Genomic DNA, 14,159 nt, shown 5'->3' on the forward strand with positions numbered 1-14,159 from the left:
GATCTTCTAATTGGCTGCTTTTGGAAAACAGGAGTGGGACTGCCCCGCGGAAATTGTCAGGGAAATGTCCTCCCTCGCCGCCATGGTCGGCGCGGCAGCCTGCTTCGTTGCGTGAGCGAGTGTGGTGGGCGGTCACGGATTCGAACCGCGGACCGTCTCTGTGGAAACGAGATGCTCTAACCAACTGAGCTAACCGCCTGTCGTAGATATCACCGGACCCGGCGCAGCGTGTCTCACCTGTGCGCATTGCGGCCGCATTGGTTTCACCGAACGGCCACATCGGAATCAGACGACAACCAGATTTCGTGGATAGTGTTTCCAGGTTGCTCACCTTGGAAAGGCATGACCATGCGCAGCTTCATGGCACCCCTCATCATCGCAACCCTCTCCTTCGGGACGCCGACTTTCGTGCAGGCGCAAGGAACATCGTCGCAACCGGGAGCGGAATCGCCGGCCGCGCAGGGCACCGTCATCCGCCAGATTCAGGTCGTGGACATTAAGGACCTGCAACCAGCGGTGCGCTCGAAGGTCGATGAAATCGTCGCACAGACAAGCGATGACGATATTCAATCGCTCCGGAAAACGATTGACGCGACTCCCCAGGCGGCCTCCGCGCTCAAGGCGAAGGGTCTGACCTCGTCCCAGGTCGTTGCGATCAACATTGCCGAAGGCGTCCTGACACTATTCACCAAGACGGCCTGATACTTCCGTCAGGAATGACGCGCCACTGTGGGGCACGTGACGTCCCCACGGTGGTCCTTGGCATGCCCGGTCGAGATTTGCTGGGTGATATGCCCTTCGAACGAACCAGCCAGCCGCGGACCGAATGGAGGGCTTTGCGCTGAAGCCATGCTCCAATTGGCCGCCCGGCATGGCAGCATGCTTGGCCCCGCAAAGCGAAGAGTGGTGGGCGGTCACGGATTCGAACCGCGGACCCTCTCGGTGTAAACGAGATGCTCTAACCAGCTGAGCTAACCGCCCTCGCCGCCTCTTTAGCCCTACGGGCCCCGAACCGGCAAGACCCCAGCTCAAACGACTTGGGCCTCAATCCTGCGGCCTGCCCGGCAGCAGCGGCACGGTATCGATCCACACCGCCGCCGACTGGCACCAGATCTGCCAGCTGGGGCGCAGCGCGTTGCGCTGGCGGATGCTGCCCCAGCGGATGCCCCAATCATCGGCCTGGTCGCCCTCGCCGCTCGTGAACAGCGGGGAACCGCAATCGGCGCAGAAGTGCTGGAAACGCATCCGGCCGTTGTCGCCGCGCTTGCCGTAGATTTTTGGCGTGCCGCCGGTCAGGCGGACATCGGTCCCGGAACAGACCGCCGTCACGCGGAACGGCGAGCCGGTCAACGTCTGGCAATCGGTGCAATGGCACACCGAGACCGCCTCGGGATCGATCTCGGCCTCAAAGGTGATCTTCCCGCAATGGCATTGTCCGTCGATCTGCATGGCCAGCCTCGAACAAAAACGGCGCCCGAAGGCGCCGTTTTATCATCTTTCGCTCGAGATCAGTGAGCGGTCAGGCCGCCGGCGGCTTCGTCGCCATCCGGCTTCACCGTCACCTTGGTGTCCTCTTCCCAGACGATCGGCACCGGCTTCTTCACCAGCGCCTTGGCGACGACGTCGTCGAGGCGCGAGACCGGGATGATCTCCATGCCGCCCTTGATCGCATCGGAAATCTCCGTGAGATCCTTGGCGTTGTCCTCGGGGATCAGCACCGTCTTGATGCCGCCACGGGCCGCAGCCAGCAGCTTCTCCTTGAGGCCGCCGATCGGCAGCACGCGGCCGCGCAGCGTGATCTCGCCGGTCATCGCGACATCGTGGCGGACCGGGATGCCGGTCATGACCGAGATGATCGCGGTGGCCATGGCAACGCCTGCGGACGGACCATCCTTCGGCGTCGCGCCCTCGGGCACGTGCACGTGGATGTCGCGCCGGTCGAACAGCGGCGGCTCGACGCCGTAGTTGATCGCCCGCGAGCGGACATAGGACGCCGCCGCCGAGATCGACTCCTTCATGACGTCACGCAGATTGCCCGTGACCGTCATCTTGCCCTTGCCGGGCATCATGACGCCTTCGATGGTCAGCAGCTCGCCGCCGACATCGGTCCAGGCAAGACCCGTGACGATGCCGACCTGCGGCTCGCTCTCGATCTCGCCGAAGCGGTACTTCGGAACGCCGAGCAGCTCTTCCAGAGTCTTCTCGGTGACCTTGACCGACTTCTTCTTGGAGATCATCAGCTCCTTCACCGCCTTGCGGGCGAGTGTGGAGAGCTCACGCTCCAGGTTACGCACGCCCGCTTCGCGGGTGTAGCGGCGGATCAAGAGCAGCAGCGCCTCGTCGTCGATCGAGAACTCCTTGGAGTCCAGGCCGTGCTTGGACACCGCGTTCGGGATCAGATGCTTGCGCGAGATCTCGACCTTCTCGTTCTCGGTGTAGCCCGCGATCCGGATGATCTCCATGCGGTCCATCAGCGGCCCGGGAATATTGAGCGTATTCGCGGTCGTGATGAACATCACGTTGGACAGATCGTAGTCGACCTCGAGATAGTGGTCGTTGAACGTCCCGTTCTGCTCGGGATCGAGAACCTCCAGCAGCGCCGAGGACGGATCGCCGCGGAAATCGGCGCCCATCTTGTCGATCTCGTCCAAGAGGAACAGCGGATTGGACGACTTGGCCTTGCGCATCGACTGGATGATCTTGCCGGGCATCGAGCCGATATAGGTGCGGCGGTGACCGCGAATCTCGGCCTCGTCGCGCACGCCGCCGAGCGAGACGCGCACGAATTCGCGCCCCGTCGCCTTCGCGATCGACTTGCCGAGCGAGGTCTTGCCGACGCCGGGAGGCCCGACGAGGCACAGGATCGGCCCGGTCAGCTTGTTGGCGCGCGACTGCACCGCGAGATACTCGACGATGCGCTCCTTGACCTTCTCGAGCCCGTAGTGATCGGAATCCAGGATGGCTTGCGCCTGCTCCAGATCCTTCTTCACCTTGGACTTCTTGTTCCACGGGATCGACAGCAGCCAATCCAGATAGTTGCGCACGACGGTCGCTTCCGCGGACATCGGCGACATCTGGCGCAGCTTCTTCAATTCATGCTGCGCCTTCTCGCGCGCTTCCTTGGAGAGCTTGGTCTTGGAGATCTTCTCTTCGAGATCGGCGAGCTCGTCGCGACCGTCGTCGTCGCCGAGTTCCTTCTGGATCGCCTTCATCTGCTCGTTGAGATAGTACTCGCGCTGGGTCTTCTCCATCTGGCGCTTGACGCGCGAGCGGATGCGCTTCTCGACCTGCAGCACCGAGATCTCGCTCTCCATCAGGCCCAGCACCTTCTCAAGGCGCGTGGTGACGGACAGCGTCTCCAGGATGCCCTGCCGATCCGCGATCTTGACGGCGAGATGCGATGCGACCGTGTCGGCGAGCTTGGCGAAGTCGGTGATCGCCTGCACGACGCCGACGACCTCGGCCGAGATCTTCTTGTTGAGCTTCACATAGCTCTCGAAGTCGGACACGACCGAGCGCGCCAGCGCCTCCGCCTCGACCGACTTCGCGTCGGTATCGGCGAGCGCAACGGCAGTCGCTTCGTAATAGTCGGCGCGGTCGGTGTATTTCGACACGCGCGCGCGCTCGAGCCCCTCGACCAGCACCTTCACGGTGCCGTCGGGAAGTTTCAAGAGCTGGAGCACGCTGGCAAGCGTCCCGGTCTCGTAAATGGCATCGGGCGCCGGATCATCGTCGGACGCGTTCTTCTGCGTCGCGAGCATGATCAGCGCGTCGTTCTTCATCACCTCTTCGAGCGCGCGGATCGACTTCTCGCGGCCGACGAAAAGCGGAACGATCATGTGCGGGAAGACGACGATGTCGCGCAGCGGCAGCACGGGATAGGCGTGCGTTTCGCCGTGGACGATGGTTGGCCGGGGTTTGGGATTAGTCATGGCCTTTTCCTTTTGCTTTGCCCCCTTGCACGCAGCCCGCTGATCATGCGCAACCGCCACAAGGTGCCGAGGTGATCCGCAAGACCGGTATGTCCTCTACGAGTTGGACCGGCTCGCCGGATCGGAACTGAGGCGAATCTTGAAGAGAATTTTCGCTCGCCCGCCGACATTAGGTGGCTATCGACCCGGGGGGTGTCAAGTCACTGAAAAACGCGCGCCATCAGGCGCTTACGCACGCAATAAGCGACGCAACACCGGCTGCGGAAATACCAGTTCCGCAGCCCACATTGAGGAGACAATTGGAGCGTTCCAGCGCCGCCAGATCAGGCGCTGGCGTTCTCGACGGCGCGATCGGATCGATCGGCGTAGATGTAGAGCGGACGCGCCGTTCCTTCCACCACTTCGCGGGAAATCACGACTTCTTCCACACCTTCCAGGCCCGGCAGGTCGAACATGGTCTCGAGCAGGATCGCCTCGAGGATCGAACGCAGGCCCCGCGCGCCGGTCTTGCGCTCGATCGCCTTGCGGGCGACCGCGCCAAGCGCCTCGTCGGCGAAGGTCAGCTCGATGTTCTCCATCTCGAACAGCCGCTGGTACTGTTTCACCAGCGCGTTCTTCGGCTCCGTGAGGATCTTCTTCAGCGAGGTCTCATCGAGGTCCTCGAGCGTCGCCACGACCGGCAGACGGCCGACGAATTCGGGGATGAGGCCATACTTCAGGAGGTCCTCAGGCTCGACGTGACGGAAAATCTCGCCGGTACGGCGATCCTCCGGCGCGAGCACCTGGGCGCCGAAGCCGATCGAGGTCGACCGTCCGCGTGCCGAGATGATCTTCTCGAGACCGGCGAAAGCGCCGCCGCAGATGAACAGGATGTTGGTGGTATCCACCTGCAGGAACTCCTGCTGCGGATGCTTGCGGCCGCCTTGCGGCGGGACCGAAGCCACCGTGCCTTCCATGATCTTCAGCAGCGCCTGCTGCACGCCCTCGCCCGACACGTCGCGCGTGATCGAGGGGTTGTCGGACTTCCGGCTGATCTTGTCGATTTCGTCGATGTAGACGATACCGCGCTGGGCGCGCTCGACATTGTAGTCGGCGGCCTGGAGCAGCTTCAGGATGATGTTCTCGACGTCCTCGCCGACATAGCCGGCTTCGGTCAGCGTCGTCGCATCCGCCATCGTGAACGGCACGTCCAGGATGCGGGCGAGCGTCTGCGCGAGCAGCGTCTTGCCCGAGCCGGTCGGACCGATCAGCAGGATGTTCGACTTCGCGAGCTCGACGTCGTTGTGCTTGGTCTGGTGGTTGAGACGCTTGTAGTGGTTGTGCACCGCGACAGACAGGACCTTCTTCGCATGGCTCTGGCCGATCACGTAATCGTCCAGCACCTTGCAGATTTCCTTCGGCGTCGGAATGCCGTCGCGCGACTTGACCAGCGAGGACTTGTTCTCCTCGCGGATGATATCCATGCAGAGCTCGACGCACTCGTCGCAGATGAAGACCGTGGGGCCCGCGATCAGTTTGCGGACTTCGTGCTGGCTCTTGCCGCAGAACGAGCAATATAGCGTGTTCTTGGAGTCGCTCGTGCCGACCTTACTCATTCCTGTCTCCGTCCGCGGTTCGATCCCGTTCCGCTCGATCGCTCCATTCCGACACGATGGCCGGGATGAAGCTTAAGTAGAGCAAATTCCGTACCAATAAAGACCCTACGCATTACATCCGTTGCGAATCACGGTCACTCGATTCTCCGCGATCATAGCCGATCAAGCGTAGCCAACCATGCTGTCACCCGACTATCAAGAATTCGCTAATCGGGGGTCGCCGGCTACCCGTGACAATACCGTGATTTCCGGACTTGGCACGGGCCAAAGTTATCGAAATCACCCCGGCGTTGCGGGATTGCCACGAAAAACAAGCACGAAAGCGGAACTTTCTGCTTGTCGCAGCGCGCAAAACCACGTTTTGCGACGCGCGCACCCGCGCGGAGCCGAGGGATCGCCGTGATGATGCCCCAGTAGTGCTACGGGGCTTTCGCCGGCACTGGCTCCTCGGCGCGCTTGTCGATGACCTTGTCGACCAGGCCGAACTCCTTGGCGTCGTTCGCGGTCAGGAACTTGTCGCGCTCCAGCGCGTCCTCGATCGACTTGTAGGTCTGGCCGGTGTGCTTCACGTAGATCTCGTTAAGCCGCTTCTTCAGGTTCAGGATTTCCTGGGCGTGCAGCATGATGTCGGTGGCCTGGCCCTGGAAGCCGCCGGAGGGCTGGTGCACCATGATGCGCGCGTTCGGCAGCGAGAAGCGCATGTCCCTCTCGCCGGCGGCGAGCAGCAGCGAGCCCATCGAGGCCGCCTGCCCCGTGCACAGCGTCGAGACCGGCGGGCGGATGAACTGCATGGTATCGTAGATCGCAAGGCCCGACGTCACCACGCCGCCCGGCGAGTTGATGTACATCGAGATTTCCTTCTTCGGATTTTCCGCCTCGAGGAACAAGAGCTGCGCGACGATCAGCGTCGACATGCCGTCCTCGACCGGGCCGGTCACGAAGATGATGCGCTCCTTCAGGAGGCGCGAGAAAATGTCGTAGGCGCGCTCGCCACGGTTGGTCTGCTCGACCACCATGGGCACGAGGTTCATGTAAGTTTCAACCGGATCGCGCATGAGTCACCTAGGGTTTTCGGAGACGGACATCGCCGGGCCTGGCCGCCAGTTTGGCTGGATGTGCCGGAAGGGCGGATGGACGTCCCGTGATGCAGGAACTTGGTAGAGGTAGAACGCGTAGCGACAGATATAGCCCAATTCGCGCCTGACAAGTGTGGAGCGCATTAAGGCTTAATCCGTTGGGGAGTTGAAGCTGATTCGCACAAGGAGGCCCAGCCGGCCATCTGGCTAGCTTGGGCCTCTTTCCTGATCATCCTTAATAGAAGGCTGTCCTAGGGCCCCGTTCCGATGGAATCGGAAAGGGCTCTAGCTTCAATTTTGGCGCGTTTCTCTTCACGCGAACCGGTGTCCACTTCCCTCGAAAACGCTCTAGAGCCTTCAGGCTGCGGTCTTTTCCGCGTCGTCGTCCTTGTAGAGATCCTCGCGCGAGACCTTCTTCTCGGTCACGTTGGCGAGCTCGAGGATGAAGTCGACGACCTTGTCCTCGTAGATCGGCGCACGAAGCTGGGCCAGCGCCTGGGCGTTGTTGCGGTAATAGTCCCAGACCTCCTTCTCGCGGCCGGGCATCGAGCGCGCGCGCTCGATCACGGCGCGGCCGACCTCGTCGTCGGTCACGGTGATCTTGTTCTTCTCGCCGATCTCGGAGAGCACGAGGCCGAGCCGCACGCGGCGATCGGCGATCTTGCGGTACTCTTCCTTCGCCTTGTCCTCGGTGGTGTCCTCGTCGGCAAAGGTCTTGCCGGCGGAGTCCATCTCGGCCTTGACCGAGTTCCACATCAGATTGAACTCCTCGTCGACCAGCGAGGGCGGCGCCTCGAAGCGATGCGCCTCGTCGAGGCGGTCGAGCAGCGCGCGCTTGACGCGCTGGCGCGTCGCAGTGGCGAACTCGGCGGTCAGGCGCTCGCGCGCGGCTTCCTTGAGCTTGTCCAGCGATTCCAGGCCGAGCGACTTGGCGAACTCGTCGTCGATCGCAAGGTCCTGCGGCGCCTCGATCAGGGTCGCGGAGGTCTCGAACTCGGCGGGCTGGCCGGCCAGCTTGTCGTTCATGTAGTTCTTGGGGAACGACACCTTCAGTGTGCGGGTCTCATTGGCGCCGATGCCGATGAGCTGCTCCTCGAAGCCGGGGATGAAGGTGTTGGAGCCGATCACGACCTGGATGCCTTCGCCGGTGCCGCCCTCGAAGACTTCGCCGTTGATGCTGCCCTTGAAGTTGATGGTGACGCGATCGCCGGAGGCGGCCTTGGCGCCCTCGCCCTTGTCGGCAAAGGTGCGGTTGGAATCGGCAATGCGCTTGATCGCCTCATCGACGTCGACGTCGGAGACGTCGGCAACGGGCTTCTCGACCTGGAACGTCTTGAAGTCGGCGAGCGCGATCGCCGGCACCACCTCGATCGCGACCGTGTAGGTCAGATCGGTCTTGCCGCTCAGCAGCTCCTCGACGTCCTTCTGCTCCGTCGGCATGGTGATCTTCGGCTCGGTCGCGAGACGGAAGCCGCGCTCGGAGAACAGCTGCGTGTTGGTGTCGCGAATGGTCTGGTCGATGGTCTCGGCCATTACGGAGCGGCCGTAGACCTTCTTCAGGTGCGAGACCGGCACCTTGCCCGGACGGAAGCCGTTGATGCGGACCTTGTCCTTGAGGTCGACGAGCTTGGCGCCGGCCTTGGCATCGAGATCAGACGCGGGAACGCTGATCTTGAACTCGTGCTTCAAACCTTCCGAGAGGGTTTCTGTGACCTGCATGGCGTCCAATCTTCTTTTCGTTCGGTCCCGGCACGTCGCGCGTCGGGACGCTGTCATTAATCGATCCGGCGCGAGGCAAACGCCTCCACGCCGGTGGTTCATCGGACCGCCTCCAGACGGACGAACATCCGCGCGGAAGCAGGTCTCGTAATCCGTGCAAACGCGACAAGCGCTTGGTGCGGGCGGAGGGACTCGAACCCCCACAACTTTCGTCACTGGAACCTAAATCCAGCGCGTCTACCAGTTCCGCCACGCCCGCGTGAATTTGCATCAAGACCGGCCGCGATGCCGCGGGCGGCCGGGCTTATAGCATGCGCCTGACTGTTCGCAGCAAAAAAATGGCCTGATGGAGGCATGCTTCAAATAGGCACGGCGGCTGGACTTATCCAGCGCGGCGTGGTCGGGATCGCACCATGACAACGCGGATTTTTGCCCCACATCGGCGCGAGGTTCTGGCCGGCCTCGGCGCCTCGGTAGCCGGGCTGACCGTGGGCGGAGCAGGTCCGTCCGTGACGGCCCAGCTCGCGCTCCAGGCGAGGCCGGCAACGCTGGCTCTGAAACCCGATCAGCCGGCTACACCGATCTGGGAGCTGGCCGCCGTAAGCCATCTCAGGGATGTCCGCCTCAAGCGCTTTGACCGCTGCGAGGTGGTGTTCCGGAACGACCTGCCTGTACCGCTTGCGCCAGTCTGGCACGGCCTCAATGCCGCGACCGCGACCGACCCGCTGCGGGGGCGCGCGCCGGCGGCGCCGAATACGACGGAAACGTCAATTATTTCAATGCCTAACGCAGGGACCCTGCTGGCCGACTTCCGCCTCTTCGAGGATGGCCTGAAGCAGCCCGCACGCGCGCTTCCGATCATCGTGGCCGAAACCGGCCCGGTCGCCATCGACCGTGACGAGCTCCTGTTGATCGAGGAATGGCGCCTGCGGCCGGATGGCACCGCGATCCCGCCGGGCCAAGACCCGAAGGACACGACACCGCTCTACACGATCAACGGGCAGACTTCATTCGAACTCTCAGCCTTGGGCAATCAGCGGCTGCGGCTTCGCTTCATCAACGGCTCCCAACGCACTGTTCTGGCAATCAAATTGGAAAGCCATGAAGTCCGAGTGATGGCCCTGGACGGACAGCCGGCCGAGCCGTTCCCGGCGCGCAACGGCGCCGTGGTGCTGGCGCCCGGCGCACGCGCTGATGCGTTTGTGGATACGGCCAAATCGGCCCCATTCCTGCTCCACGATGGCAAGGACGCGCGCCAGGTCGGAAGTCTCACCATCTCTGGAAAGCTCGAGCGTGCGCCGCTGTTGCCGCCGCAGCCACTCCCCTCGAACGATCTCCCCGAAAAGCTCGATCTAAGAGGCGCCCTGCGGTTCGATGTCGCGCTTGGCGTAGCCGACGCCGGTTGGATGCGGCCCGCAAGCTTCTCCACCGCCTCTGCCCCCCTCTTCCGAGCCAAGACCGGCCGCACCGTCGTGCTGGCGCTCAAGAACCCCGCCCCCGCCACGACCGTGTTCCACCTGCACGGCCACCCCTTCCGCCTGCTCGACAAGCTCGACGACGGCTGGAAGCCCTATTGGCTCGACACGCTCGTGATCGAGCCCGGCCAGACCCAGCGCATCGCGTTCGCCGCCACCTCACCCGGACGATGGTTGATCGAATCCGTCGTAACCGATTGGGCCGCTCCACGGCTGGTGCGGTGGTATGCGGTGGACTGAACGGTCAGTATTCGATGCCGAGCGCGTCATAGATCCGCCGGTGCACGGCCGGCAGCGTCTCGGTGAGATCTTCCGCGATCAGGCCTGGCCCGGCTTCGCTCGCCGCCTCGCCGTGCATCCAGACGCCGATGCTGGCGGCCTCGAACGCCGGCACGCCCTGTGCCAGGAGCCCGGCGATGATGCCGGAGAGGACGTCGCCGGCACCTGCCGTGGCAAGCCAGGGCGGCGCGTTGGCGGCGATGGTGGCGCGGCCGTCCGGGGCGGCGACGGTGGTGTCCGGGCCCTTCAGGAGCACGACGGCGCCGGAGCGCTCGGCGGCGGTGCGGACGCGCTCGAGCTTGGAGCGGCCGGGATGCTTGTTGCTGAGATCGGAGAACAGGCGCGGAAACTCGCCTTCGTGCGGGGTCAGCACCACCGCACTGTCCCCTGACGACTTGATCGACTCGAACAGGCGCTCGGGCTTGGCCGCAAAGCTCGTCAGCGCATCCGCGTCCAGCACCAGATGCCGTTGTGCGGCAAGCGCCGTGTGAACCATGTCGCAGGTGCGTTCGCCCACTCCCGCGCCGGGGCCGATGATGCAGGTGTTGTAGCGCTTGTCGCCGAGCAGCTCGCTGAACTCGATCGCGCTGTCGACGGGGCGGACCATCACCGCAGTCAGCGCGCTCGCATTGATCGCGAGCGCATCGCGCGGGCTCGCCAGCGTCACGAGGCCCGCACCGGCGCGCAGCGCCCCGCGAGCAGCCAGCCGTGCCGCGCCGGTCGCGGCCGCATCGCCGGAGACCGCCAGCACATGACCGCGCGCGTATTTATGCCCGTCGATGCGCGGCACCGGAAAGGCCGCGCCCCAGAGGTCCGGATCGTTCTCGAAGGTCTGCGGCGCGATCTCCTCCAGCACTTGCGCGTCGATGCCGATGTCGGCGACGCGCACGCGGCCGCAATGCATGCGCCCGGCCAGCAGCAGATGCGCCGGCTTCTTGCGGAAGAAGGTGACGGTCTCGGTGGCGTTCACCGCAACCCCCATCGCGGCCGCGCTGGTGCCGTTGATGCCGCTCGGCAGGTCGACCGCGAGCACCGGGGCACCGTTGGCGTTGATCGCCTCGATCATCTCCCGCGCCTCGCCCTCGACGTGACGGCTGAGGCCTGCGCCGAACAGCGCATCGATGATCAGCGCGGGCCTTCCGATCGCCTGCGGATTGAACGGGAGCACCGGGTGCTTCCAGCCGCGCGCGGCCGAGGCCGCATCGCCCTGGAGCTGGTCGCGCTCGCACATGAGGATCACCGACACCTCGCGCCCCTGGGCGGCGAGCTCGGCGGCTGCGACGAAACCGTCGCCGCCATTGTTGCCGGGACCGGCGACGATCAGGATCGGCCCCTCCTCCACCAGCGCATGGGCGGCCTCGGCGACCGCCTGGCCCGCGCTCAGCATCAGCTTGAAACCGGGCGTGCCGGCCGCAATGGCGAGCTGGTCGGCCCGCTGCATCTCGGCGTTGCTCAGAACTTCCATGCCACTTCCTAGTACAAACGCCTCTTCAACAGGCACCTTTTGTGCCGATCCGACGGCGGGGATATCCATCTGCACATATATTGAACCGTTTGCCTATTTCGTAGTCTTCGGTATTTTGTGCAGGTCGGCGCCACACCCAGGGATGCTCGTTAAAAGGCTGATAACGCTCCAATAATCAGGGCATTTGCAACTTGGCATAGACCCTGCTTTCGAGGAAGCCGCTTCGGTTTGCCGTGCTCACTGGCATCTTACAGGGTGTGGCCGGCCGTTGTTGCCGGACTGGTCAGGGATCCCGGCATATAGAAGACAAGATCGTGCGTTGAGAAATGCGCATCCTGACGAAGACGTTGCTATTGGATCGAAAGGCCGGGAGTCGCGCAGTGAAGAAAATCGAAGCCATCATCAAGCCATTCAAGCTCGACGAGGTGAAGGAAGCGCTTCAGGAAGTCGGCCTTCAGGGCATCACCGTCACCGAGGCCAAGGGCTTTGGCCGGCAGAAGGGTCACGCCGAACTTTACCGCGGCGCAGAATACATCGTCGACTTCCTGCCGAAGGTCAAAATCGAGATCGTGATCGGCGACGATCTGGTCGAACGCGCCATCGACGCGATCCGCCGCGCCGCGCAGACCGGCCGCATCGGCGACGGCAAGATTTTCGTCTCCAACATCGAAGAGGCGATCCGCATCCGAACCGGCGAATCCGGGCTGGACGCTATCTGAGCCGGGTGCTATCCCGCATTTTGCGTCACTCCGACAAGAAATAAGGCTGCTTCGGCGGCCCGATTTCGTTTGTGCGGTCGCGCGCGAACTCGCCAAAAGCGAGAATAATCTTGCTCACTTGGAAACCGACCCGCAGAGCCATAAGGGGTATGCATGAAGACCGCCAAAGACGTCCTGAAATCGATCAAGGACAACGACGTCAAATACGTCGACCTGCGCTTCACCGATCCACGCGGCAAGTGGCAGCACGTCACGTTCGACGTCAGCATGATCGATGAAGACATCTTCGCCGAAGGGACGATGTTCGACGGCTCATCGATCGCCGGCTGGAAGGCGATCAACGAGTCCGACATGTGCCTGATGCCCGATCCGGTGACCGCGACGATCGATCCGTTCTTCGCCGAGACCACCATGGTCATCACCTGCGACGTGCTCGAGCCGACCACCGGCGAGCCTTACAACCGGGACCCCCGCGGCATCGCCAAGAAGGCGGAGGCGATGGTGAAGTCGATGGGCGTGGGCGACAGCGTGTTCGTCGGCCCCGAAGCCGAGTTCTTCGTGTTCGACGACGTGCGCTTCTCCTCCACCCCCTACAACACCGGTTTCCGCCTCGACTCCTCGGAGCTGCCGACCAACTCCGACACCGAATATGAAGGCGGCAATCTCGGCCACCGCGTCCGCACCAAGGGCGGCTATTTCCCGGTTCCGCCGCAGGATTCCGTGCAGGACATGCGCTCGGAAATGCTCGGGGCCATGGCCAAGATGGGCGTTAAGGTCGAGAAGCATCACCACGAGGTCGCTTCCGCCCAGCACGAGCTCGGCATGAAGTTCGACACGCTGACGCTGATGGCCGACCACATCCAGATCTACAAATACTGCATCCACCAGGTCGCCCACATCTACGGCAAGACCGCCACCTTCATGCCGAAGCCGGTCTACGGCGACAACGGCTCGGGCATGCACGTGCACCAGTCGATCTGGAAGGACGGCAAGCCGGTGTTCGCCGGCAACAAATATGCCGACCTGTCGGAGACCTGCCTCCACTATATCGGCGGCATCATCAAGCACGCCAAGGCGATCAACGCCTTCACCAACCCCTCGACCAACTCCTACAAGCGTCTGGTCCCGGGCTATGAGGCGCCCGTGCTGCTCGCCTACTCCGCGCGCAACCGCTCGGCCTCGTGCCGCATCCCCTACACCGCTTCGCCGAAGGCCAAGCGCGTCGAGGTACGCTTCCCCGATCCGCTCGCCAATCCCTATCTCGGCTTCGCCGCGATGTTGATGGCCGGCCTCGACGGCATCAAGAACAAGATCGATCCGGGCCCGGCGATGGACAAGGATCTCTACGACCTGCCGAAGGAAGAGCTGAAGCAGATCCCGACGGTGTGCGGCTCGCTTCGCGAGGCCCTCGAAAACCTCGACCAGGACCGCGCCTTCCTGAAGGCCGGCGGTGTGTTCGACGACGACTTCATCGACGCTTACATCGAGCTGAAGATGACCGAAGTCGAGCGCTTCGAAATGACCCCGCACCCGATCGAGTTCGACATGTACTATTCGGGCTGAGCGGCCGGAACTCTCTGCCACAAGCAAAAGGCGCTCCGAAAGGAGCGCCTTTTCATTTGAAGCGTAGGGTGGGTTAGTCTTACTGAGTCATCCGGCCGCAGCCGTTGAGGCTGAGAATCAAGTATTTGTAGGGATTCAATGTTTGGCGCGCGGAGGGCCAGATGAATCTCGATCAAGGCGGAGACAGCAAAACCCGGTTTGCGGAGTATGTGGCGGGGCTTGGTAGCGTGATCGGTCACGCGGAGCGGACGAGACCGCTGCGCGATTATTGCACTGGCCTGATGTTGCCGGGTGATCGCAAGAGCGTCGAGCCAATGGCGGCGCGGACGGCTCCGG

General features: G+C 63.3%; 11 protein-coding genes and 2 tRNA genes. 5 read left to right on the forward strand and 8 right to left on the reverse strand.

Annotated features, from left to right (window positions below):
• The first annotated feature begins 342 nt into the window (after positions 1-342).
• Positions 343-702 carry a hypothetical protein gene (locus YU9_RS0125410; protein ID WP_051380507.1) on the forward strand — a complete coding sequence of 120 codons (360 nt, stop codon included), beginning with the start codon at positions 343-345 and terminating at the stop codon, positions 700-702.
• 202 nt (positions 703-904) lie between these two features.
• On the opposite strand, the gene YU9_RS0125415 is transcribed toward YU9_RS0125410, so the two are convergent.
• From YU9_RS0125415 to YU9_RS0125445, 7 genes are all read right to left on the reverse strand, one after another.
• A tRNA-Val gene (locus YU9_RS0125415) sits at positions 905-981 on the reverse strand.
• A 63-nt stretch (positions 982-1,044) separates the two neighbouring features.
• Complete coding sequence (locus tag YU9_RS0125420) at positions 1,045-1,449, reverse strand: GFA family protein (RefSeq protein ID WP_027575334.1); 405 nt, start codon at positions 1,447-1,449, stop codon at positions 1,045-1,047.
• Positions 1,450-1,508: 59 nt separating this feature from the next.
• Complete coding sequence (gene lon, locus YU9_RS0125425; protein WP_027575335.1) at positions 1,509-3,932, reverse strand: endopeptidase La; 2,424 nt, start codon at positions 3,930-3,932, stop codon at positions 1,509-1,511.
• Positions 3,933-4,255: 323 nt separating this feature from the next.
• Positions 4,256-5,527: an ATP-dependent Clp protease ATP-binding subunit ClpX gene (gene clpX / locus YU9_RS0125430; RefSeq protein WP_008547851.1), complete on the reverse strand. Its 1,272-nt coding sequence runs from the start codon at positions 5,525-5,527 to the stop codon at positions 4,256-4,258.
• A 419-nt stretch (positions 5,528-5,946) separates the two neighbouring features.
• The gene (locus YU9_RS0125435) at positions 5,947-6,582 is read right to left on the reverse strand and encodes an ATP-dependent Clp protease proteolytic subunit (RefSeq protein ID WP_027575336.1); all 636 of its coding nucleotides are present in this window, start codon (positions 6,580-6,582) and stop codon (positions 5,947-5,949) included.
• Between the two features lie 378 nt (positions 6,583-6,960).
• Positions 6,961-8,322, reverse strand: coding sequence for a trigger factor (tig, locus tag YU9_RS0125440; RefSeq protein WP_027575337.1), 1,362 nt, complete (start codon positions 8,320-8,322; stop codon positions 6,961-6,963).
• Positions 8,323-8,496: 174 nt separating this feature from the next.
• Positions 8,497-8,581, reverse strand: a tRNA-Leu gene (locus tag YU9_RS0125445).
• 154 nt (positions 8,582-8,735) lie between these two features.
• Here YU9_RS0125445 and YU9_RS0125450 point away from each other — a divergent pair.
• On the forward strand, positions 8,736-10,037 hold the full coding sequence (locus YU9_RS0125450; protein ID WP_027575338.1) for a multicopper oxidase family protein: 1,302 nt from the start codon (positions 8,736-8,738) through the stop codon (positions 10,035-10,037).
• Positions 10,038-10,041: 4 nt separating this feature from the next.
• Here the strand turns inward: YU9_RS0125450 and YU9_RS0125455 are convergent, their stop codons facing one another.
• Positions 10,042-11,541, reverse strand: a complete 1,500-nt coding sequence (locus YU9_RS0125455; RefSeq protein WP_027575339.1) for a bifunctional ADP-dependent NAD(P)H-hydrate dehydratase/NAD(P)H-hydrate epimerase — start codon at positions 11,539-11,541, stop codon at positions 10,042-10,044.
• Between the two features lie 380 nt (positions 11,542-11,921).
• On the opposite strand from YU9_RS0125455, the gene YU9_RS0125460 reads away from it, so the two are divergent.
• The 3 genes from YU9_RS0125460 to YU9_RS46155 all read left to right on the forward strand — a co-directional run.
• The gene (locus YU9_RS0125460) at positions 11,922-12,260 is read left to right on the forward strand and encodes a P-II family nitrogen regulator (protein WP_007603495.1); all 339 of its coding nucleotides are present in this window, start codon (positions 11,922-11,924) and stop codon (positions 12,258-12,260) included.
• A 153-nt stretch (positions 12,261-12,413) separates the two neighbouring features.
• Complete coding sequence (gene glnA, locus YU9_RS0125470; RefSeq protein ID WP_027575340.1) at positions 12,414-13,823, forward strand: type I glutamate--ammonia ligase; 1,410 nt, start codon at positions 12,414-12,416, stop codon at positions 13,821-13,823.
• A 161-nt stretch (positions 13,824-13,984) separates the two neighbouring features.
• On the forward strand, positions 13,985-14,159 hold a 175-nt coding region (locus YU9_RS46155), incomplete at its 3' end, for a transposase (RefSeq protein ID WP_198028246.1).

Origin of the sequence: Bradyrhizobium sp. WSM1743, from assembly GCF_000473065.1 — a bacterium.
In the GTDB taxonomy this organism is placed as follows: domain Bacteria; phylum Pseudomonadota; class Alphaproteobacteria; order Rhizobiales; family Xanthobacteraceae; genus Bradyrhizobium.